This window comes from Sulfurimonas crateris, assembly GCF_005217605.1.
GTDB lineage: Bacteria > Campylobacterota > Campylobacteria > Campylobacterales > Sulfurimonadaceae > Sulfurimonas > Sulfurimonas crateris.
Genome location: NZ_SZPX01000004.1, coordinates 152035 through 173155 on the forward strand (window position 1 = coordinate 152035; position 21121 = coordinate 173155).

Annotated in this window: 23 protein-coding genes; 6 read left to right on the forward strand and 17 right to left on the reverse strand. The window is 41.1% G+C overall.

The window, feature by feature from the left end:
* Nucleotides 1-4: 4 nt before the first annotated feature.
* The 14 genes from FCU45_RS06215 to ligA all read right to left on the reverse strand — a co-directional run bounded on the left by FCU45_RS06215 (nucleotide 5) and on the right by ligA (nucleotide 12030).
* The gene (locus tag FCU45_RS06215; protein WP_137013403.1) at nucleotides 5-232 is read right to left on the reverse strand and encodes a CopG family transcriptional regulator; all 228 of its coding nucleotides are present in this window, start codon (nucleotides 230-232) and stop codon (nucleotides 5-7) included.
* Nucleotides 233-301: 69 nt separating this feature from the next.
* Complete coding sequence (locus tag FCU45_RS06220) at nucleotides 302-1192, reverse strand: NAD(P)H-dependent glycerol-3-phosphate dehydrogenase (RefSeq protein ID WP_137013405.1); 891 nt, start codon at nucleotides 1190-1192, stop codon at nucleotides 302-304.
* Nucleotides 1185-1889 carry an NAD-binding protein gene (locus FCU45_RS06225; RefSeq protein WP_137013407.1) on the reverse strand — a complete coding sequence of 235 codons (705 nt, stop codon included), beginning with the start codon at nucleotides 1887-1889 and terminating at the stop codon, nucleotides 1185-1187. Before FCU45_RS06225 ends, FCU45_RS06220 begins: the two co-directional genes overlap by 8 nt.
* Nucleotides 1886-3442, reverse strand: a complete 1557-nt coding sequence (locus tag FCU45_RS11815; protein ID WP_281276896.1) for an ion transporter — start codon at nucleotides 3440-3442, stop codon at nucleotides 1886-1888. The genes FCU45_RS06225 and FCU45_RS11815 overlap by 4 nt, the downstream gene beginning before the upstream one ends.
* A gap of 4 nt (nucleotides 3443-3446) precedes the next feature.
* Complete coding sequence (gatB, locus tag FCU45_RS06235; RefSeq protein ID WP_137013409.1) at nucleotides 3447-4871, reverse strand: Asp-tRNA(Asn)/Glu-tRNA(Gln) amidotransferase subunit GatB; 1425 nt, start codon at nucleotides 4869-4871, stop codon at nucleotides 3447-3449.
* A gap of 86 nt (nucleotides 4872-4957) precedes the next feature.
* The gene (locus FCU45_RS06240; protein ID WP_137013411.1) at nucleotides 4958-5221 is read right to left on the reverse strand and encodes a hypothetical protein; all 264 of its coding nucleotides are present in this window, start codon (nucleotides 5219-5221) and stop codon (nucleotides 4958-4960) included.
* A 12-nt stretch (nucleotides 5222-5233) separates the two neighbouring features.
* Nucleotides 5234-5908 carry a F0F1 ATP synthase subunit A gene (locus tag FCU45_RS06245; protein ID WP_137013413.1) on the reverse strand — a complete coding sequence of 225 codons (675 nt, stop codon included), beginning with the start codon at nucleotides 5906-5908 and terminating at the stop codon, nucleotides 5234-5236.
* Nucleotides 5909-5986: 78 nt separating this feature from the next.
* Nucleotides 5987-7042, reverse strand: a complete 1056-nt coding sequence (locus FCU45_RS06250) for a tRNA pseudouridine(13) synthase TruD (RefSeq protein WP_342776140.1) — start codon at nucleotides 7040-7042, stop codon at nucleotides 5987-5989.
* Nucleotides 7027-7848: a bifunctional riboflavin kinase/FAD synthetase gene (locus tag FCU45_RS06255; RefSeq protein WP_137013417.1), complete on the reverse strand. Its 822-nt coding sequence runs from the start codon at nucleotides 7846-7848 to the stop codon at nucleotides 7027-7029. The genes FCU45_RS06250 and FCU45_RS06255 overlap by 16 nt, the downstream gene beginning before the upstream one ends.
* 61 nt (nucleotides 7849-7909) lie before the next feature.
* The gene (locus tag FCU45_RS06260) at nucleotides 7910-8182 is read right to left on the reverse strand and encodes a CBU_0592 family membrane protein (protein WP_137013419.1); all 273 of its coding nucleotides are present in this window, start codon (nucleotides 8180-8182) and stop codon (nucleotides 7910-7912) included.
* Between the two features lie 143 nt (nucleotides 8183-8325).
* Nucleotides 8326-8724 carry a heavy metal-binding domain-containing protein gene (locus FCU45_RS06265; protein WP_137013421.1) on the reverse strand — a complete coding sequence of 133 codons (399 nt, stop codon included), beginning with the start codon at nucleotides 8722-8724 and terminating at the stop codon, nucleotides 8326-8328.
* A gap of 72 nt (nucleotides 8725-8796) precedes the next feature.
* The gene (locus FCU45_RS06270) at nucleotides 8797-9366 is read right to left on the reverse strand and encodes a class I SAM-dependent methyltransferase (protein ID WP_137013423.1); all 570 of its coding nucleotides are present in this window, start codon (nucleotides 9364-9366) and stop codon (nucleotides 8797-8799) included.
* On the reverse strand, nucleotides 9363-10085 hold the full coding sequence (gene tlyA / locus FCU45_RS06275; RefSeq protein WP_137013425.1) for a 23S rRNA (cytidine-2'-O)-methyltransferase TlyA: 723 nt from the start codon (nucleotides 10083-10085) through the stop codon (nucleotides 9363-9365). Before tlyA ends, FCU45_RS06270 begins: the two co-directional genes overlap by 4 nt.
* On the reverse strand, nucleotides 10072-12030 hold the full coding sequence (gene ligA, locus FCU45_RS06280; protein WP_137013427.1) for an NAD-dependent DNA ligase LigA: 1959 nt from the start codon (nucleotides 12028-12030) through the stop codon (nucleotides 10072-10074). Before ligA ends, tlyA begins: the two co-directional genes overlap by 14 nt.
* A gap of 135 nt (nucleotides 12031-12165) precedes the next feature.
* Here ligA and FCU45_RS06285 point away from each other — a divergent pair, with 135 nt between their 5' ends.
* The 5 genes from FCU45_RS06285 (at nucleotide 12166) to FCU45_RS06305 (ending at nucleotide 16929) form a co-directional block, all read left to right on the forward strand.
* Nucleotides 12166-13113 carry a transporter gene (locus FCU45_RS06285; protein WP_137013429.1) on the forward strand — a complete coding sequence of 316 codons (948 nt, stop codon included), beginning with the start codon at nucleotides 12166-12168 and terminating at the stop codon, nucleotides 13111-13113.
* 71 nt (nucleotides 13114-13184) lie between these two features.
* Nucleotides 13185-14171, forward strand: a complete 987-nt coding sequence (locus FCU45_RS06290) for an ABC transporter substrate-binding protein (RefSeq protein WP_137013430.1) — start codon at nucleotides 13185-13187, stop codon at nucleotides 14169-14171.
* A gap of 3 nt (nucleotides 14172-14174) precedes the next feature.
* Nucleotides 14175-14957, forward strand: a complete 783-nt coding sequence (locus FCU45_RS06295) for an ABC transporter permease (protein WP_137013432.1) — start codon at nucleotides 14175-14177, stop codon at nucleotides 14955-14957.
* Nucleotides 14945-15682 carry an ABC transporter ATP-binding protein gene (locus tag FCU45_RS06300; RefSeq protein WP_137013434.1) on the forward strand — a complete coding sequence of 246 codons (738 nt, stop codon included), beginning with the start codon at nucleotides 14945-14947 and terminating at the stop codon, nucleotides 15680-15682. The genes FCU45_RS06295 and FCU45_RS06300 overlap by 13 nt, the downstream gene beginning before the upstream one ends.
* Nucleotides 15682-16929 (forward strand): NnrS family protein, encoded by a 1248-nt coding sequence (locus tag FCU45_RS06305; RefSeq protein WP_137013436.1) that lies wholly within the window; start codon nucleotides 15682-15684, stop codon nucleotides 16927-16929. The genes FCU45_RS06300 and FCU45_RS06305 overlap by 1 nt, the downstream gene beginning before the upstream one ends.
* On the opposite strand, the gene FCU45_RS06310 is transcribed toward FCU45_RS06305, so the two are convergent.
* Nucleotides 16886-19093, reverse strand: coding sequence for an EAL domain-containing protein (locus FCU45_RS06310; protein ID WP_137013438.1), 2208 nt, complete (start codon nucleotides 19091-19093; stop codon nucleotides 16886-16888). The two genes, FCU45_RS06305 and FCU45_RS06310, sit on opposite strands and share 44 nt — an antisense overlap.
* Before the next feature lie 129 nt (nucleotides 19094-19222).
* Between FCU45_RS06310 and FCU45_RS06315 the strand changes: the two genes are divergently transcribed.
* Nucleotides 19223-19483, forward strand: a complete 261-nt coding sequence (locus FCU45_RS06315) for a hypothetical protein (RefSeq protein ID WP_137013440.1) — start codon at nucleotides 19223-19225, stop codon at nucleotides 19481-19483.
* 12 nt (nucleotides 19484-19495) lie between these two features.
* Here the strand turns inward: FCU45_RS06315 and FCU45_RS06320 are convergent, their stop codons facing one another.
* Nucleotides 19496-20824, reverse strand: a complete 1329-nt coding sequence (locus FCU45_RS06320) for an MATE family efflux transporter (RefSeq protein WP_342776141.1) — start codon at nucleotides 20822-20824, stop codon at nucleotides 19496-19498.
* A complete protein-coding gene (locus FCU45_RS06325) occupies nucleotides 20809-21090 on the reverse strand; it encodes a hypothetical protein (protein WP_246032258.1) in 282 nt (93 codons plus the stop codon). Before FCU45_RS06325 ends, FCU45_RS06320 begins: the two co-directional genes overlap by 16 nt.
* Nucleotides 21091-21121 lie beyond the last annotated feature (31 nt).

Sequence of the window (21121 nt, forward strand, 5' to 3'; positions counted from 1 at the left end):
TTAGCTATAAACCTAGCTCTTTAAAAACTTCACTTGCGGGGATAAGCTTCTCTTTTTTATTTTCAAGATTTTTAAGTCTTTGGTCTGAGAGTTTTTCATCAAGTGCATCAAAGTACATACTAAGAGCTTTTTCAACAATATGACTTTTCTTCTCATTTAGCTCTTGCGATACACTGTTTAACTCATCAATGATAAAGTCAGAGACTGTAAATGTGCTTCTTATTTTATGCATCATACACTCCTATTCATATAATCGTATGAATAATTATACATATATTTTAGCTATTAAGCAACTTTTTTATTAATTTGCAAGGAAATTACTCAAACTGACATGCGGGTCTAAGCCCTCTAACATATTATAGACCTCTCTTGCTATGGGAAGATATAGATCTTTCTCTTGGGCTATTTTATAGAGCGCGTATGTTGTTCCGATGCCCTCTGCAACCTCTCCGAGCTCCTCTACTATCTGCTCTTTAGATTTGCCCTCTGCAATCCCCAAACCGACGCGAAAGTTTCTGCTCATGGTCGATGATGCGGTTAAAAAGAGATCCCCTGCTCCGCTGAGACCTACAAAGCTCTCCTCTTTTGCGCCATACTCTTTGCCAAACCTCTGCATCTCTACAAGACCTCTAGATATTAGCGATGCGGCCGCATTTTTGCCAAGATTAAGACCTTCGCATATTCCTGCTGCTATTGCTATGACATTCTTGTATGCACCCGCAACCTCAGCGCCTGCAACATCAGTAGAGGTGTATGTCTTTATAAACGATGGAAAAAACGAAGCAAACTTTTGACTTAACTCCTCATTTTTGGAGTTTACGACAAGCGCGGTAGGGAGCGACTTCATAACCTCCGTTGCGAATGATGGACCCGATAGAAAAGCGATATTGTCATCCGGCACATACTCTTCGTATATTTCGTTTAAAAATCTCCCCGTACTCGCCTCTATGCCTTTTGCCGCTACAAGTATCTTGTGATCGTTGTATTTGAAGTTCTCTCTTAGCCATGATGAAACCTGCTGAGCGGGAATTGCGATGACAATGTACTCAAGCTTTAAGATCTCATCCAAAGAGACAAAATTTTTCATATCGCGCGGGGTTCTTGAAGTTATGTAGACTTCACACTTCTCGCTCAACGCAAATGCCAAAGCACTTCCCCATTTTCCGGCTCCTATTACTCCTACCTTAGTCATATCTGCTCCCCATGATCTTTTCAAATTCTCCCAAATCACTCTCATACCCGACAACTACAAATACATCACCCTCTTTTATGTGGTGATGTCTTGCCTTTGCCGAATATATAAACTCGGTCTCCAGATCTTCTCTTAGAACCGATAAGACAAGCACATTATACTCTGCTCCCCAATCTATGTCGTATGGGTAGACTCCCTCAAATTTATGAGTATTATCCACTCTTATCTGAGCGATCTTCAAGTCGCTCTTTTCATACAAAATATTGTGAAGGACTTGTGTGATTATAGGCTTTTCAAGCATCTCCACTATCATATTTGCCGTTGTCCTGATCGTCGGTATAACCTTTGAGGCTCCTGCAAGAGAGAGTTTGTCACCGCTCTCTTTATCATCTGCCAGAGCCACTATAGTGAGCTCATGAAATGCCTCTCTAAGCGAGATAGTCAAAAAGATATTCTCTGCCGTATCCTCAAGCAGACAAAAAGCTGTACACTCCTCTATATTGACGCTGCCCTTTAGCTCATCCCAATCATCGCTTAGATCAAATCTTAATATTTCGTACTTGCTGTTTTGTATATTTTTATCACTGCCCTCATCAAGTCTGAATATCTTTATATTTTCATAATAAAGAGAGATATTTTTTACGATCTCCAGCGTATAGTCGTTATACCCAAAAAGCAGTGCGGTACTCTTTCTCATCTGCCATCCTTTTTGTATAAAAAGCTGTTAAACTCTTTTATAAACTGCACGTTTCCTATAAGCAGCAGATAGTCTCCTGCTTGAACAGGCATATCATCTTTTGGATTGAACAAGAACTCTTTTGAGCTGCTTTTATAAAGTCCCAGAAGAAGTATCCTGAACTTTTTATTTTGAAGCTCGCCTATAGTTTTGTAGTTGCCTGCTATTCTCTCATTTACAACTATCTCTTGCATATCAACACCGTTATAGCTTGAACGAAGAGCGTGAATCGCCTCAAATGCTATCTTTTGTCCTGCAAGACCCTTTGCGATCATTCCCACAAGCTCTTTTTCGTAAAAGACCTCATTTACGCCTGCAAACATCAGCTTATTTTTATTCATCTTGTTTTTTAAAATAGAGAGTATATAAACATCTTTGTTGAAAGAGCGCACCGTCAAAGCGGTATAAACATTCTCAACATCGCTATGCCCGAGGCAGAGTATCGCCTTTACCTGCTCTTGTATATTTATGCGAAGTTTTCTGTAGCTCTCTATGCTTCCGGGGTCGTAATTAAGAGTAAAAAAACCATCTTTTTTTGCCTGTCTGGCTTTTTTGTCATTCTCCTCTAAAACAATAATATCACTATTATGAGATAATTTTTTTGCGATCTCTTTTGAAATTCCCTCATAGCCGCATATTAGGTAGAAGCTTTTCATCTTAGCTATGTCATTGATTAGCTTGTCATCTTTTATCTCATCAAGTTTCTCCGTAAATGCGGTCACTATCAAAGAGGTTGTAAAAGAGAATACTGCGATTCCGGCTACGATTACAAACATAGCCACAATCCTCCCCTCCTCGGTCACAGGGGTAATATCTCCATAACCGACCGTGGAGATCGTCACGACTGCCCAGTATATCGCTTCAAAAAGGGTATTTACAGGTGAAGCTGGATTGTTCGCCTCCATAACGTATATAAGTACGGATGATACAAAAATAATTATAGATGCAAATATAAAAAGTGTTAAAAACTCAAACTTCTTAGTTGCAACCACGGAGCCGAATGTCTGGATGCTCTTTGCATATCTAAAGAGCTTAAATACCCTAAATAGAACAAAAAGCCTCATAAGTCTTAGCTCATGGAAGAACGGCAGTATAGCAAGCAGGTCTATGATAGCTTTAATAGAGAAAATGTAGCGCATCTTTGTAACGATGATCTCTTTAAAAGCTTTTAGAAGACTAAACTCTCTCTTTAGCATAACGTCATATTCGCTATGCTTAATGATTATCTCGCTTACACTGCTAGTCACCCAAAACCGAAGAAGATACTCTATAAGAAAAATGATTGAGATCACGTAGTTGTTGAAAAAAAGGAGTGTATCGTCTACGTGAGACTTTACCTCTCTAATGAGGATGGCAACGCTTGAGAAGATAAGCGCTATCATAAAGAGGTCAAATATCTTTTTGTATTTGTTGGAATCGTTTTCTAAAAAATTGTAAAAAAAGTGCTTTATCTTAGCATAACGTTTTGAGGTATTTACCGCGTAGGCGCCGTCTACTATCAAACGCTTTAACAAAATGCTATCCCAACTTTGCTTTTAGTATCTCGTTAACGGTTGCAGGGTTTGCACTTCCTTTGGACTCCTTCATCACCTGCCCTACAAAGAAGCCAAAAAGCTTCTCTTTACCACCTTGATACTCTGCTACTTTGTCTTGGTTTGCATTTATAATAGCATCACAAATAGCTTCTATCGCACCCGTATCGCTTACCTGTTTTAGTCCAAGTGCATCTATGGCCGAATCTACCTCGCCACCTTTTTCTAAAAGATAGTCAAGCACCTCTTTTGCAGCTTTTCCGCTTATGGTGCCGTCCTCTATTCTTTTTACCAAAAAGCCGAGTTTCTTAGCATCGACTGGAGAGTTTGAGATATTAACTTCTCCTTTAAATCTGCCTTGAAGCTCAACGGTCAGCCATGTGAGAGCATTTTTAGCGCTTATGCCCTCATCCATCATTCTCTCGAAGAAATGCGCCATCTCAAGCGAAGATGTAACAACCATAGCGTTATACTCGCTCATGCCGTAATCTTTTACGAAACGCTCCATCTTCTCGTCAGGAAGTTCAGGTATCTTGCTAAACTCCTCCATCATCTCATCTGTAACTACTGCTTTTAGCAAGTCAGGTTCAGGGAAGTAGCGGTAATCTGCCGCTTCCTCTTTACCGCGCATTGAGCGTGTCTCTTGCTTTACTTGGTCAAAAAGTCTTGTCTCTTGAAGAATCTCTTTATCATAAACACCGTCTTCCCAAGCTTCACTCTGGCGAGCAACTTCAAGCTCTATGGCTCTTTGAATAAACCTAAAGCTGTTGATATTTTTTATCTCCACACGGGTGTAGAGTTTCTCGTCACCTTTAGGGCGGATAGAGACGTTTACATCCACGCGAAAAGAGCCCTCTTGCATATTTGCATCGCCTATATCAAGATAGCGGATAATAGAGTGGAGCTTTTTAAGATAGAGAGTAACCTCTTCGGCACTTCTTAGATCAGGCTCGCTAACTATCTCTAAGAGCGGAGTTCCTGCGCGGTTCAAGTCAACTTTTGAGAGAGGTCCATCATGTATATTCTTCCCAGCATCTGCTTCGATATGAGCACGGTTTATACGGATGATCTTGTGCGTACCGTCCTCGAAATCTATGCGAAGTTTTCCATGCTCGACTATCGGAGTGTAGAGCTGGGTGATCTGGTAAGCAGATGGGCTGTCGGGGTAAAAGTAGCTTTTTCTGTCAAAATAAGATGTCTGATTGATTGTCGCATCAACTGCAGTACCGAACATTACAGACTTGTGAAGCACCTCTTTGTTCAGAACCGGAAGCGCTCCGGGGAGTGCCAGACATGTAGGACAGGTATTTGTATTTTGTTTGTGATTAAAACTCGTAGGACATGAGCAAAAAAGTTTAGTTTTTGTATTTAGCTGAACGTGGACTTCTAGACCGATAACTACTTGAAACATAGTTTTCCTTGATAAAAAATTATAATATTGCCTTGGATTTTACCCAATTATGCTTTTATGTTTCATAAAGCATAAATTATTGTAGATTACTTAGTGTGTTTGGAGTAGAGTTTTTCTAAAAGCTTAGTCTGTTTTTTTGCCTCTTCAAGCCTATCTCTGTTCACAACAAAAGCATCAAGCGTCAAAATAAGAAAGAGTGAGATGACTATGAATGCTATAGTGACAAAAAGAGCGAGTGAAAAGCCTAAAAAAGAGAAGAGTTGAAAAGTTATAAGAGCACCGAAGATGATAATTGCCCACGATGCTCCAAGCAAAAAGCTAATAATTCTGTCGAATTTATCTTTTTGCATGGTATTTAGACCTTAGTGTTCGTCAACAGCTATAGCTCCACCGAGGTAAACATACGTAAGCATCATAAAGATGAATGCCTGCAGGAATGCCATAAATGTAAGAAGAGCAAATGGGATCAGAGGAAGAACCCATGGAGCAAGCATAAGGATTACCATCAAGAACATATCGTCACCCTTAACGTTACCAAAAAGACGGAAGCTAAGAGATACCAGACGAGAGATGTGAGAAACTATCTCGATCGGGAACATCAACCAGTATAACCACCAAACAGGACCAAGGAAGTGCTTAAAGTACTTTATAACACCTTGACGGCGGATACCCTCATAGTTGTAGTAGATAAATACTGAAAGAGCAAGTGTAAATGCAAACTCTAAAAATGCGGTCGGAGCTTCAAAACCAGGTATAACCCCTATTAAGTTTGCGATACCTACAAACAGACCGATAGTCGCAACAAGAGGAAGATAACGGCGAGCATTCTCTTGACCCATAACATCCGTTCCCATTTTAAGAACGCCTGAGATGTACGCTTCCATTACGTTTTGAGTTCCAGTCGGAACCATTTTTAAGTTTGACATAGCCATCTTGACAAGCACTAAAGCGATACCTGCCGAAAGCAGCATGTGCGTCATATAGATAAAAGTCTTATCGTGAGAAATTAGACCGAAAAATGTGAACAATTCACCCATAGGTGTACTCCCTGTCTCGTAAAAATTGTGTGATTATAGTAAAGATTTAATTAAACTTTTATAATATCAAAAAAATCTCTACCTTTTTTTGCTCTTTTTGTCTCTTTTTACATCTTTAGCACTGTAGTTTTTCCCCGCAATACTCTCTAAAAACACAGTTGCGTAAGAGCCTTTTGGCATCGTAAAAGAGATATTGAGCATTGTCTCTTTTTTAACATATTTGCAGTTAATATCGCTCGGATAAACAAGAGCTTCACGTCTCTGCCCTTTTTCTTGCAAAAACTCATCATCATATTTTTTCTCTATCTCTGCGGCATCATATTTGGCGCGAAAAGCATCTCTTCCGCAAAGAAGTCCGGTTGGAGCTATCTTCTTTGCTGCAAACTCTTTTGAAGGGATCAACTTTGGAGTGGAGAGTTTGCCATCTTTTGAGACGAACACATCACCGCTAAGAAGCACGAACTCCGAAGAGCCGCTCTCTTTGCTTAGCAGTATTCTCTCTCTTAGCCATTCGTTAAAGAAGTCACTCTGGTACACGGAGATCAAAAAGCTCTTAAGCTTTGAATCCTCTATAAAGAGCTCGCCCTTTACCATCTCTCTTGCCTGCTCTATGCTTCCCGCATCACGCCCGAATCTCTGGTAGCCAAAGTAGTTCGGAAGTCCGCTTTTTGCTATTTTTCTGGCAACTTTTTCTATCTTGCCCGCGTCAATCGCATCTAGCTCATAAAGATTTATGCTAAATCTGTTTCCTACAAGGTCTCCCATTCTTATGGAGTGAGAGTGCCTTGTGGTGCTTAGTATCTTTATCTGATTGTGATGAAACTTCTTAAGCAGAGCCTCATATTTTGTCTCAACCGAGAGATACTGCGTCGTCGTCGCATGCTTGTCCTTAAGTCCTGCGTAACCTATCTTTTGAGCGGGAATAGCCAAATACTCCGCGAAGATTGCTATCATATCCCAAGTTGTAAGTTCAACTTTTTGCACCTTTAGTATGAGGTAGTTTCCTCTGCCTAAAAACTCTCCCATAGGGATCTCATCGACTACGAAATCCTTCTCGTTTTGGTAAAATTTAAAGTCGATATCCTGCGTGGAGTGGAGATACTCTCTGTCCAGTTCTTTTATAATTGTAGAAATTTTAGCTCCTTTGAAGCGATCGCTATATCTTTTTTTATAGCTTTTCTTAACTCGTCTAACGAGTCGAATTTTTTGTTCTCTCTGATAAAGTTAACAAAACTGATGCGTGCGCGCTCTTTGCATGAGACTTCGCCGTCAAGTATGTGGCTCTCTACGGCAAAACTTCCGTCCGTTGTCACTCTGTGCCCTACAAACGAGACAGATGGATGAAAATGCTCCTCATCGTCTATGCGTGTGAGTGTTGCGTAAACGCCCTCTTTTGGCATCAAGAACTCTTTTGCCTCTATGTTTATAGTAGCAACGAGCTCTTTTTTGCCTATACCCTGACCTGAAACCACTCTGCCTTTGATGGTGTAATTATGCCCTAAAAAAGCGTTAGCTCCCTCAATATCTCCAATCTGGAGTTTCGCTCTTATCTTGTGCGAATGAACGGAGTCTCCGTGCAGAGTCACCTCATCGATAACTACTACCTCTCCGTCGAATAAAGTTTTTAGGTCATTGAAGGAGTATTTTCTGTTTTTTCCAAAATGAAAATCATACCCGACGACTATCTTTTGAAGTTTTGGGAACTTCTCTTTTAAAAAAGCTATGAACTCCTCCCCGCTCAAGTGACGGATATCGTCAAGTTCAAGGTAGATGATAGGATGATGCGAAAAGTGCTCGCGCTCCTTTTTTGGAGTAAGGTTTGCATAACCAGTCTCAATAACGACAATAGTGCTATTCTCATCCAACGCTCCAAAAAGCTGCTGATGTCCGATGTGCATACCGTCAAAACCGCCTATGGCTATGGATGTGCTCTCTTTCAAATCTGCTTCCTCTTTACTCTTTAGCTTTTATGCTTATAATTTGGAATTTTATCTAAATGGTCTATATATTATCATTAAAAGCATTTTGCTTTTTGCTTCTATACCACTTTCTAAGCCCGTAGAGGCTTATCAAAATCCAAAAAAACTCTATAATGAAAGAAGCAAGATTCCAGTTATAAAGAAGCGAGTACATAATAAGCAGCGAGCCGAAAGCGTTGAGAAACGAGTATAAAAAACCTTTTGAGTCTATTTTTTCGCTTTGGAGTAAAAAGTATGTTGCTACGACTATTGCTACACCCACAATGCCAATGACATCTACTAAAAAACTGTTCATTTTTTCTCTCCGTGATTAGCTTCTGTCTTTCCATTAGTTTTTTCTTGTTCCAATGCTCCAGCGTTGGAATGCATATTTCAGCCATACAAACTAATGTATACATTCCCCTCTTGGACGATGGGAACGAGGAAAGTTATTAACTACTATACTTCTACAGCAGTGCCATTATAAACAGCCTGAGAAACTTGCCATTTTGATCCTTGCCGCTCATATGTCCCTGTATTCAGCTTTATATCTATTACAGCATTCGCACCTAGAGACTTCGCTTCCATTAGCATCTTATATAGAGCCTCTTTTTCAGCCAACTCGAACTCTTCTTTTCTACTCGCCTGTGTATCGGATACACCGCGAACCATGCCAATGATCTTCTTGACTTCTTTACCAGGAATAGATGAGCCAGATATGCTTAATACTTCATTTCGTAATTGGTTGAGCATTTCATCCATGTTTGTTGAGCGTTCTTTGGCTTTCTTCTTTGAAGATATTTGAGACCAGACAATCAATACAAAAAAACTAAAAATAAGCAATGATGCGAATTCCATGATTTCTCCTTTTCTATATAAACAGCTAACTATTTATCCACCAAACATTATATACAAAACTACTTAATGTTTCTAGAGTGAAGCACTGACGGTATAACGCCATCCGTGTTTCATGACAGTTACGCTAAAACCGTAGCTCTCAAGCTCCTCTTTGAGTACGGCAGGCTCGTAGAAGTTGGCGGGCTCTCCGAACACTCTCTCCATAAAGCAGACGCATTTGCCCAAAAACGTGCCTCTGTCAAAATCATATATAAAGAGCTTTCCACCCTCTTTTAGCACCCGTAATACCTCGTTAAGCGCGGCATCTATATCGTCAAAGTGGTGCAGCGATTCTCCCATAAAGACGGCATCAAAACTGCTATCTTCAAACGGCAGTGCCTCTGCTGCTCCTATGTGGGTCTCCAGATACGGCGGGGCGTATTTAAGCATCCCCTCTGCTGGGTCTACGGCTACAAACTTCAATCTGTCGTTACATCTGTAAGCGAACTCGCTCATCACTCCCGTACCTGCACCTATGTCCAAAACGCTCTCTTTATCACTGAAGTCCTGCAAAAACAGACACAGATCTTCTAAAATTGGTTTGGAATATATAATGGAGCCAAAATGTTTGAAGACAAATCCAAGATTGTTGAAGGGCATCATGCTCTGTTTTCTTTCTCAAAAAAGTAACAATACTCCAAATTGCCCTCTTTGCCAGTGAGTTTTGAAGGCGATTTCAGAACCAACTTCCACCCTTTGAGTCTGCAGGCATCCTCAAACTTTATCATCGCCTGCAAAATTACCTTCTCATCAGTAACGACACCGTTTCTGTCTCTCTTTGCCTCACGCCCAACTTCAAACTGCGGTTTGAAAAGCAGGATGATCTTATCTTTGGCTAGTCTATCGACGGCATCCAAGATGTAAAGCAGAGAGATAAAAGCGACATCACTTACCACTATGTCAAACTCTTTCTCACTCTCAAACTCTCTTATGTCGCAACCCTCGTATGAGTGGACTCTCTCATCGTTTTTTAGACTTGCGTGTAGTTGTTCACGTCCTACATCTACGGCAGTGACTTCTTTTGCGCCGCCCTCTAGCAATACCTGAGTGAAACCGCCTGTTGATGAGCCGATGTCAAGTGCTATCATCCCATTTACGTCAAGAGAGAGCTCCTCCAAAAAAGCGCTCAGTTTAAAAGCCGCGCGGGAGACATACTCTTTATGCTCTTTTACGCTCACTTTGTCGCTCTCTTTTAGTTTATGCGATGCCTTGATGATCTGCTCACCGTTTACGCTTACAAATCCCTCTTTTATGAGTGTCTGCGCTTTGTTTCTGCTCTCGCACAGAGAGTTTTCTACAAGGTAGTTATCAAGCCTGCTCAATTTTTTCTCTCATCTCTTGCTCGCTAAGAACAGCAACGCCCAGAGCCACTGCTTTGTCATATTTGCTTCCCGCATCTTCGCCGTAGATGACAAAGTCGGTCTTTTTGGATACCGAACTCACCACCTTTGCGCCCAGAGCTTCCAACATCTCTTTTATAACGTCTCTTGACTCGCTCATACTCCCAGTAAGCACTACACTCTTGCCTTTAAACGGGTTCTCTTTTGCCTCTTCTCTCTGCTTTGGTTCAAGAGGACGCAAAATCTCTTGGAGTTGCAAGATAGTCTCTCTGTTTACTCGAACAAACTCCAAAACGGACTCCGCCATCTCCTCACCAAAACCCTCTAACGCTACCAGTTCATCTTTTGAGGCATCAATAAAAGAGCTTCCAAAACGAGCACTTAGAGTCTTTGAAGCGACCTCTCCGATATGCTCGATACCCAAAGAGTTTACAAATCGCCAGTAGTCACACCCTTTGGCAGCTTCAAGTGAGGCAAGCAGATTTTGCGCTTTTTTCTCTTTGAAACCCTCTAGCGTTAGGAGCTTCTCCAAAGTCAAATCAAACAAATCGATTACGCTCTTCACCAAACCTGACTCAAAGAGAGCCTCTACTATTTTGTTGCCCAAGCCGTCAATATTTAGGCACGGTTTTGAGGCAAAATAGATGATGGAGTTTATAACTCTTGCCTCACATGTGAGATTTTGACACTTTAAAAGTACACCCTCATCCAAAAGTTCGCTGCCGCAAACGGGGCAATTTGTAGGTCTTTGAACCTCAACTTCGCTTCCGTCTCTCTCATGCGTTAAAACTTTTATGATCTTTGGTATAACATCGCCGCTTCTAAGGATGATGACCTTGTCGTTTATGCGGATATCTTTTCTATCTATCTCGTCAAAATTGTGCAGTGTTGCTCGCTCGACTATAACGCCATCAATATTTGTCGGCTCGACGATGGCAACAGGGGTAACCGCACCCGTGCGTCCTACTTGGAGGATTATCTCTTTTAAAGTAGTTATCTTCTCAACGGCAGGAAACTTGTAAGCAACCGAAAAACGCGGGTTTTTAACGGTATAGCCCATATCTATCTGAGCGGCTATTTCGTTTACTTTTATAACCATCCCATCAAGCATCATCGCGTAACTGTCGCGGTTTTTGTTCATCTCTTCATATACCGCTTCTATCTCGTCAAAATCTTTACATGTAGCACGAAGCGGCGGTTTTTTAAAGCCAAGAGAGTAGATGTACTCCATCTTTTCGCTCAGAAGTTTATGCTCCAGAGTGTTTTCTCCCACACCGTAAGGCAAAAAAACAAGATTTCTTGAAGCGGTAATAGCAGAATCAAGCTGTCTCAGACTTCCTGCCGCTGCATTTCTAGGGTTTGCAAAAACAGCTTCGCCCTTTGCGGCTCTCTCTTGGTTAATGCGCTCAAACTCATCTTTGTAAAGCACGACCTCACCGCGAATCTCTATGCGCTCTTTATGCTCTATGGTTAGCGGGATCGAGCGGATGGTCTTTACGTTTTGGGTTATAAGCTCACCCACGCTTCCGTCTCCGCGCGTAATGCCTTGAGAGAGCTTCCCATCTTCATAGATAAGATTTAGGCTTGCTCCGTCATACTTCGGCTCGCAGTAAAATGAGATATTGCTGTCTAGTTTGTATGTTTTGGTAAGCCACTTCTGCAGTCCGTCAGAGTCAAAAACATCCTCAAGACTCCACATTCGGCTAAGATGAGGGGCTTTTGAGAATCCCTCCGAGATGATATCTCCTACTCTTTGCGTGGGAGAGTTTGCCAGAATATCCTCACAGTGGCGCTCTTCATACTCCAAAACCTCATGGTAAAGCTTGTCATAAACCTCATCGGTAGTCATCGGGTCATCAAGTACGTAGTAGTGGTATGAGTAGAGGTTAAGAAGCTCTACTGCTTTTATATATTGCTCTTTGTTCATGGTCAAAATTTTATCGAAATCTTCTTAAAATAATTAACTTGATAATAATTATCAGTATTTATATTAGATTAAGGCAACTTCCACTACACTTTCGTATTGAGAATGAATATCATTACATAAAAGGAAAACAAAAATATGAAAAATCTATTTATAAAATCACTTTTAATAGCCCCTGTACTTATAAGTGCGGATGTAATACCTGCCATTAACTCAAAAGGCGGCGCCTTGGTTCTGCCTGAGGGAAAGCTAAAGATGACGATGACGCATATAAATTTTGATAGAAACAGTATGTTTGATGGAACAAGTGAGGTTCAAAACAGAGAGAATCTTGACGCGACGGCAAACATTACCATGGTCGCTTTAAGCTACGGTCTCTCAAATAAAACGACCATAAGCACTATCATTCCTTACAAAAATATCGAAGCTACGGCAAGGCTTGGCGTAAATGAAGTCGCCATAGATAACAAAGGCTTGGGTGACATAGTTTTAGCAGCAAGACATGTTTTAGTTCCCATGAGCGATGCAGGGTATCAGCTCTCTTTTGATGCAGCCGTAAAACTCCCGACAGGTGCTACAAACGGCTCATTTAAAACAGCACCTGCAATTGCAAATGACGTAAACACTCCTATGCCTACACAGATGGGAACGGGAGAGTTTGAGTATATGCTCGGGCTTGGAACTACAAAGATGCTAGATGAGAGCTGGGAAATGGATGCGCACGCTATGTACACGCACAGACCAAAAGCGCACAACGACTACGATTTCGGCGATGAGATCGCTCTGAACCTCTCAACAACAAAAGCTGTTACAAGCAAACTAAATATCGGTGTTGAGTATAATGTTAAGTACAATACAAAGACGGACATGGGAGAGGACACAAATGCACCGCTTCGCTCTATGCTTCCGTTTAAAGCTTTTAGCGGAACGGCAGCTTATGTGACACCTCAAGTAGAGTTTTTACCCTTTGGCAAACCAAAAGTTCATATAGGAGTAGGTCTCTCATTTTTGGCACATTATGACCTGAAAGAGTATCAGCCCCTTGAAAAAGAGAGATTTATAGTTAGACTTGGTTATATGTTTTGACTTGATTATGGTCAATGATAATTAATATTATAGTTAGTAATATACACAATAATTTTACGAGGATTTTTATTATGAAAAGTTTTATCTCTACAGTTTTTACACTGCTGCTACTTGGCTCGAACTCACTTATTGCGGGCGAGAAACTGGACAAGATCGTGGTCTCTGGCCCCTTTGCTTCCGTTTCACACCCGATCTTGCATATAATAGAGACAAACGCGCTAAGCGATGTTGCAGACAAGGTAGAGTTCAAACTTTGGAAAAATCCAGACGAACTTCGTGCAATGACTATCAAAGGGGATGTGGACTTTGTAGCCATCCCTACAAACACGGCGGCAATACTCAACAACAAAGGCGTTGATATAAGACTGCTAAATGTTTCCGTTTGGGGGATTTTAGGGATGATAAGCCGCGATAATTCGCTAAAAACCCTTAAAGATTTCAAAGGCAAAAAGATAGCCGTTCCTTTTCGCGCCGATATGCCCGACATAGTATTTAAACAGCTTCTAAAAAAAGAGGGATTAGACCCTAAAGAGGATTTTGAGCTTCTCTATGTAGCTTCTCCAGTTGATGCTATGCAGATGCTTATCATGAGAAGAATAGACCACGCGCTCTTAGCTGAGCCTGCCATCTCAATGGCTCTACGTAAGACAAAATCATTTCCCGTCAGTCTGGTCGCGCCTGACTTGTACAGAAGCGTCGATCTGCAAGATGAGTGGGGTAAAGTATTTGACACAAATGGTGATGTTCCTGAAGCGGGCATTGCCGTTATGGGGCATGTTAAAGATGAGCATGTTATCAAGAGATTTAAAGAAGAGTATGCAAAATCACTTGAGTGGTACAGAGCAAACCCCAAAGAGGCGGGTAAACTGGTTGCAAAAAATATTGATATGTTAAGTGAAGAGGGAATAAGCGACTCTATCTCGCATATTAGGTTTAAAAACGTAAGTGCCGCAGAAGCAAAGAGAGAGTTAGAGTTTTTCTTTAATGTCTTAAAAGAAGAAGAGCCTAAAAGTATCGGCGGCAAACTGCCCCAGAACAGTTTTTACTACGGACTTTAATATATGAAGTTTGCCCTAAAAATCTTAAAAGACTTCCCCGCCTTTCTTTGGAGCGGATGGGGAGCGCTCGCTTCCATACTACTATTTATTGCACTTTGGGATGTGGGCAATCAGGTTTATGGCGATCTGGTTCTGCCCTCACCGCTTGAGACCTTTAAAACTCTGGGCTTGATGCTTCAAGATGAGGCTGTTATAACAGAGATAAAGACAACGCTTTACCGTGCTTCGATCGGCTTTGGCATCTCACTTCTTTTAGGAACCGCTCTTGGGCTGTTAGCTGGTTTTTTTGCAACGGCTTCGATGATGAGCCGCCCGATAGTAACCATACTTGTGGGTATGCCTCCCATTGCCTGGATAGTTTTGGCGATGATCTGGTTTGGCATGGGGGATGAGACCGTAATATTTACGGTTATCGTCGCCTCTTTTCCTATTATCTTTGTCGGAGCGCTTCAGGGAACACGCACGCTTGATGGCGACTTAAAGGAGATGGCTGAGAGCTTTCATTTTCCGTGGCATATGAGATTTTTTGACGTCTATTTTCCGCATATCTTCTCATACGTTTTTCCGGCATGGGTAAGCGGTCTAGGAATGGCATGGAAGATAGTAATCATGGCAGAGCTTTTAGCTACGAGTGATGGCATCGGAGCATCTTTGGCAGTGGCGAGAAGCCAGCTTGATACTCCTACGGCTCTCTCCATCGTCGTAATTATGATAGCTTCGCTGATGTTTATAGAGTACATAATATTAGAACCGATAAAAAGAGAGGTTGAACTGTGGAGAGATTAGAGGTAAAAAAACTAAACCACCATTTTGGTTTTAGTGAGATTTTAAAAGATATAAGCTTCACGCTTAACAAAGGCGAAGTCCTCTCGATAGTCGGTCCTAGCGGCGGCGGTAAAACAACGCTTCTGCATCTATGCGCCGATCTTCTTGATGTTCAGGAGGGAAGTGTTACAAACACCTTCTCAAGCAGTGCGTTCGCTTTTCAGGAAGCGAGGCTTCTGCCGTGGAAAAACGTCATAGAGAATATCGCTCTGGCACTAACCGCTAAAGGAGAGAAAAAAGAGAGTGCCATAAAAAAATCGCAAGAGATAGCGCTTCGCTTCGGTCTTGTTGAGGATGATTTTGAGAAGTTTCCAAAGGATTTAAGCGGCGGAATGAAGCAGAGAGTTAGCTTTGCAAGAGCGCTTGTCGTCAAACCATCTCTGCTCTTTTTGGACGAACCCTTTTCTGCACTTGATATCGGGCTTAAAAAAGAGCTTCAAAGCGTGCTAATTGAGATGATAAGCAAAAAAGAGATAAGTATACTTTTTATAACGCATGATCTGATGGAGGCGATTCGCTTAAGCGATGAGATGCTACTTCTTAAAGCCGATCCGGGGCATATAGTAAAAAAATTCAAGTTTGACCTTATCCAAAACCAGAGAGATGACAAATATGTTTATGGCAAGAGTGCGGAAATACTTCAAGATGAAGAGATTATAAGCACATTTGAACTGGAACTAAAATAATGAGCCAAGAAGAAAAACCGCAGATACTTCACGCGACAAACCACTATCTCTACTATCCTGACGAAAAAGATGTACCTGCATACTTGGCGTATGGATTTAGACCCGTATTTCTACTTCTTGCTCCATATATGATAATCTCCATGCTTCTTTGGGGGCTTGTCTGGAGTGGAGCCATAAACATACCCTTTATGGACAATGTTTTAGTATGGCACGTTTACGAGATGCTCTTTGGAATACTTACCATCGGAGCACTGGCGTTTTTAAGCACAGGACTTCCCGAACTTTTTCCGGGGCTTATTCCCCTTATCGGCAAGAGATTAAAGTATGTGGTTCTATTATGGGTGGCGGGTCGCATAAGCTTCTGGCTTATCGATGTTACGGGAGTCTATTTGACTGCTCTCTTAAACCTCTTAATGCTTGGCTGGCTTATCTGGTTTGGAAGAAGAGCGGTTCTGGACAAGCTCCAAAGACACGCCTCTCTTGGCTATACGCTATTGGCACTTTTAATCATTGAGGCTTGGTTCTTTGCATCTATGGCAGGTCACGCTTCCACTCCGCCGATAGATATACTCAAAATAGCTCTCGGGGGACATGTTGTGCTGATACTTCTGGCACTTAGACGTGTCAATATGGAGGCAGTAAATGAGCTGATGGAGGATAAGGGAATAGATGACGTATATGTTTCACGTCCTCCGCTAACAAACCTCGCCGCCTTTAGTGTCATCCTTTTTAGCGTTGTAGAGTTTTTATACCCTGCCAACTCCGCTTTAGGATGGATCGGGCTCGCCGTGGGAGCTGCTATTTTAGCGGTAACGAACGACTATATTTTAAAAGACAAGTTTATTCTAAATCAGCCTTATGTAATATATTTAAGTTTGATTTTTATTATGCTTGGAGTGGGTTATGCGCTTATGGGATGGGCTATTTTAGCCCAAGATACGCATAATATAAGCCACTTTAGACACTTTATAACAAGTGGCGGGATTGGTCTCTCTTATGTTATGGTCATGATGATCATCAGCTGGATACATACGGGACGTCACCTAACGTCAAATATATATACGCACTCTATGGTCGCGGCAGTAGTTGTGGCAACTCTTATGAGAGGCTCTATACCGTTTTTTGAGAACTATTCGGATGAGCTCTATCTTTACTCATCGCTTATATGGACGCTTCCGTTTATAATCTATATAAAGCTCTTTTTTAGATTTTTAACAGCTCCTCGGGCTGATGGGGTAAAGGGCTGATTATAGAGCATAGATCTACAGGACGCCCAAAGTAGTACCCCTGAAACTCGTCTACGCCGTACTCTTTTAGAAGTTCAAATATCTTCTCGTTCTCGACAAACTCCGCAACGGTAGTTATATTTAACTCCTGTGCGAAGCGGATTATACTCTTTACCAAGATTTGAGAGTCGCTGTCTGTCAATATATTTTGTATCAAAGAGCCGTCGATCTTTAGATAATCTGGCTTTATCTCCAGAATATGCGCATAGTTTGCATAACCGCTTCCAAAATCGTCTATGGCAATCTGTACACCCATCTCACGCAGCTTTTCAACAACTTTTCTGAGCATCTTGAAGTTCTCTACACCCTCTTGTTCAGTTATCTCTACAACTACTCTGCGCGGAGAGTCAAACTCTTTGATCTGCTCCATCAATGTATCCATCATCGAGGTATTGAAAAAGTCGTTTGGCAGAAAGTTTATTGAGATCTTCTCGCTTCGCTTGGCAAAAAACGAAAGACTCTGCACCAGCATCTCTTTTGCTATCTGTATGTAAAGACCGCTGTTCATCGAAATATCCAAAAACTCACACGGTGGCAATATCTTTTTCTCACCGCCGTCAAACTCCACTATTCTAGCCAAAGCTTCATACTTTATAACTACTCCGTCTCTGTCTGTTATAGGCTGAAAAAACGGGATAACATTTTTATGCTCCAGTGCATATTTTACACACCGCTTCACTCTCATAACATTTTGTGAATACTCTTTTGTATCGACCTTCTGTGAGTACATCAGATAAGGCAATGACTGCTTTTTAGCCTTTTTAATAGCCATCTGAGCATCTTCAAGCGGATGTTTGTCATTAAACGCCATACCGGAATATATCTCAATGCTAATAGCCTCATCAACTCCTACCACAAATATTTTAAGAGAGCTAAGTTTATTATGAAGCTCTTCAATAATTTTACAATACTCATCACCCTCAAAGTTATCCTCTTTTTTTAAAAGTACAAACTCATCCGAAGAGATCCTATATGCATCAAAGTTATATTTTTTGGCAAACTCATCAAATGCTTCTGCAACTCTGATAAGTATCTCGTTACCTACATCAACGCCGTATATTTCGTTAATAAGGCTGAACTCTTTTATGTTGCTGAGGATAAGCACCTTATTTTCTAAAGATAGCAGATTGTCATTGAGCGCATGCCTGTTTAAAAGAGTTGTCAGATGGTCGGTATAGACCTGCTTGGAGAAGTACTCAAGCATCTTGCTAAAGCCAATATGATGGATGGCTCCCAAAATAAGCATAATAACAACGATCATAAAAAATAGATGTTGCATAAACTCTCTATCTTTTTTTGCGACTCCAGACATATCAAATCCAATGACCAGATGGCCGAGTGTTTTAGACAGGTGGTTATTTAGAGGAATGCTCATATCTATTTTGTAGAGCTCTGCATCCTCGTTATGCTCATGTTCTAGGTGTTTTTTTAGATTTTCACTACCCTTTATAAGTATGTAGTTCTCACCTATCGCTATGCCGTCTTTGTTTATGAGAACATTCATCAAAGAGCTGTTTACTGCAACACCGATATCGGCTTCAAAAATGGAGTTTAGATTTTTTAAGAAATTCTCTGGAGATATTCCAAGCTCTACATTTCCGACATAAACATCATTGTAGAAGATAGGCTTTGTTATACGGTATGTCATCTCAAGATTGCCTACTTCAAAACCGCTGAATGAGCGCTGCATAGTGTTCGTATCTGTCATAAGAGTTCTATTCTTATTTAACTTATCACCAAAATACTGAGGTTTGTGCGCTCTAAATAGAGTTATGCCCTCATTTGTGCGAAATGTAAGTATATTAACGGAGTTTTGAATAAGTTTTAGCTCGTTATAAAGTGGCAAGACTATCGAAGCTATGCTTTCATGATCTTTGCTTGAAACTGCTTTTGCCAGACCTTTTGAAGCTATAAGTTTATCAAGTCTTAGTTCAAGCTCTATCTTGTCATGCTCAAGATTGACCTCAAATAGGTTTTTAGCAGACGCCGCAACCCGTTGAAACTGCTTCTCAATTGAACTGCTTATCTGATAGTTTAAAAAAAGATAAACGACGGCCCATGCCACTCCAAGTACAATTGAAGTTAATATCAGTGTATTGCGTCTTGTCTGATTAGGGACACTCATGCCGTTCTCACTCTATATAATTTAGTCATAATTGTACCCTTTTCATTCTAAAGTTTTAATTTATTTTTACTTATATATCACTAACACTTTTATATAATACTTTTAGCACCAAAAACAAAAGGATAAACAATGAAAAAGATACTATTGACAGTCGCACTTTTCACTACACTATCTATTGCAGAGGAGAGTTTTCAAGCTCATGAGCAGAAGATGCAGCAGATGCAAAAAGAGAGCGGTTCTGGCGAGATGAACCAAGATAGAAACAGAAACAAAGAGAAGCAGGAGAAGAAAAGTCAGTACAAATATGAAAATCAGTACAAGAACGGCGCACAAGACGGCTCTAATATGAACAGCGGCTCAATGGGTAGCAGAGGCGGCGGTAGAAGATAACTCTTCTAGCACCTACACCTTGGTGTAGAGCCAGCTCCTCTTTTGATAAATATAGACATATATCAACCCTTTTATAAGCGTCTCAATATTCATTATCACAAAAATAGCAATGATCCCGTAACCCATTTTATAGGCTATATATGAGGGTATCACTCTAAATATCCAAAGCGAAAGCACATTGACCTTTAGCGTAGTTTTTGTAGCTCCTGCTCCACGCAGTGCCCCCGAATAGACGAACATTATCGCAAGCGGTATCTGGGCAACTCCTACAAGTATAAGGTAGTATGAAGCCACTGCTATCGTAGCTGCATCTTTTGTAAAAAAGCTAACCAGAAACTCGGGAAAGAGAATAAGAAAAACACCCACACTTCCCATAAATATATAGGCTATTCGTCCGCTTATTACACCCATATTGTAGGCTCTACCTATATTTTTTGCTCCCAGACTCTGCCCCACAAGTGCCATTGCTGCTATAGAAAAACCAAAACCGGGCATAAACGCAATTCCCTCTATACGAAGAGCGACCTGATACCCTGCTAGCTCTTCTGTTCCGTAAGCGGCGATTATGGCTACAAAAACAAGAAAGGACATGCTTGAGATTCCGCGGTCAAGCGCCGCGCTCCATCCCACATGCCAAACCCTGATAAGATCTTTTACTCTTATGATAGGGATGATATTGAGCTTTGAGTGCGGTTTTTTTATAAGGATGTAATATGCAACGACGTTAAAACAGTAAGATATTACGGTCGCATACGCCGCCCCCTCTATCCCCATCGCCTCAAAGCCGTAATGACCGAAGATAAGGACATAGTTTAAAAATGCGTTTATTGCAGTGGATACAAGCTTAATATATAGAGAGTTTTTAGTATCTCCCGCCGCCGAGAGCGCGTTATACAGAAGTGTGTCGATAAATATAACGACTATTCCAAGAGAGATTATCTTAAAGTATAGTGCGCCCTGCTCTACAACATCCTCTTGCGCACCCATAAGTGCGTAGATATACTCACTCCCTGTATAGCCGGCGATCGTGACAAAAACAGAGAGCACTACCGCAAAAATCCCAAGCGAGTAGAGCAGTGCCGAAGCCCTTCTTTTTCTCCCCTCTCCTATAAAACGGGATATTAGTGCATTTCCGCCAACGACATAAAGTGTCATAAGAACGTTTATGATCATCATAAACTGCATGCTCATACCAACAGCGGCAAGTGCGGAGACGCTTACCATACCGATCATAAGCATATCTACAAGGATCTGAAGAATATCTACAAGATGTTTTAGTGCCGCAGGAATTGCGATAGAAAATACCTTGTGCGTATCACGCGAAATCAGTTTTGAAAAAATTGTGACACCTCTTGCATGGCCGACATCAGCTCATCTTTTGTCTTAAACTCTAAAATTGTTCTATTTTTTTTCTCTTCATGTACAGGAGTGAAATCAAAAACCAAAATGTAAGATTTAAGCTTTACTTTTTCACCGTAAAGCTCTGCCCACTCCAGACTCATCTCTGCGACCTCACCGTTCAAGTCCACAACTACTGCGGGGTATAGCCGTGTTATTTTACTTAAATCGAGATCTCCGACACTTGATCTATAAATCATATTTTTCATAAACTAAACTTTTTACAATATATTTTTGATA

Bases quoted from the DNA above. Each gene is read 5' to 3' on its own strand.
- FCU45_RS06315 (WP_137013440.1), top strand. From the start codon at position 19,223: ATGAAAAAGATACTATTGACAGTCGCACTTTTCACTACACTATCTATT.
- ligA (WP_137013427.1), bottom strand. From the start codon at position 12,030: ATGAACAAAGAGCAATATATAAAAGCAGTAGAGCTTCTTAACCTCTAC.
- gatB (WP_137013409.1), bottom strand. From the start codon at position 4,871: ATGTTTCAAGTAGTTATCGGTCTAGAAGTCCACGTTCAGCTAAATACA.
- FCU45_RS06220 (WP_137013405.1), bottom strand. From the start codon at position 1,192: ATGACTAAGGTAGGAGTAATAGGAGCCGGAAAATGGGGAAGTGCTTTG.
- FCU45_RS06270 (WP_137013423.1), bottom strand. From the start codon at position 9,366: ATGATGCCCTTCAACAATCTTGGATTTGTCTTCAAACATTTTGGCTCC.
- FCU45_RS06290 (WP_137013430.1), top strand. From the start codon at position 13,185: ATGAAAAGTTTTATCTCTACAGTTTTTACACTGCTGCTACTTGGCTCG.
- FCU45_RS06260 (WP_137013419.1), bottom strand. From the start codon at position 8,182: ATGAACAGTTTTTTAGTAGATGTCATTGGCATTGTGGGTGTAGCAATA.
- FCU45_RS06245 (WP_137013413.1), bottom strand. From the start codon at position 5,908: ATGGGTGAATTGTTCACATTTTTCGGTCTAATTTCTCACGATAAGACT.
- FCU45_RS06295 (WP_137013432.1), top strand. From the start codon at position 14,175: ATGAAGTTTGCCCTAAAAATCTTAAAAGACTTCCCCGCCTTTCTTTGG.
- FCU45_RS06265 (WP_137013421.1), bottom strand. From the start codon at position 8,724: ATGGAATTCGCATCATTGCTTATTTTTAGTTTTTTTGTATTGATTGTC.
- FCU45_RS06305 (WP_137013436.1), top strand. From the start codon at position 15,682: ATGAGCCAAGAAGAAAAACCGCAGATACTTCACGCGACAAACCACTAT.
- FCU45_RS06310 (WP_137013438.1), bottom strand. From the start codon at position 19,093: ATGAGTGTCCCTAATCAGACAAGACGCAATACACTGATATTAACTTCA.
- FCU45_RS06240 (WP_137013411.1), bottom strand. From the start codon at position 5,221: ATGCAAAAAGATAAATTCGACAGAATTATTAGCTTTTTGCTTGGAGCA.
- FCU45_RS06325 (WP_246032258.1), bottom strand. From the start codon at position 21,090: ATGAAAAATATGATTTATAGATCAAGTGTCGGAGATCTCGATTTAAGT.
- FCU45_RS06215 (WP_137013403.1), bottom strand. From the start codon at position 232: ATGCATAAAATAAGAAGCACATTTACAGTCTCTGACTTTATCATTGAT.
- FCU45_RS06225 (WP_137013407.1), bottom strand. From the start codon at position 1,889: ATGAGAAAGAGTACCGCACTGCTTTTTGGGTATAACGACTATACGCTG.
- FCU45_RS06285 (WP_137013429.1), top strand. From the start codon at position 12,166: ATGAAAAATCTATTTATAAAATCACTTTTAATAGCCCCTGTACTTATA.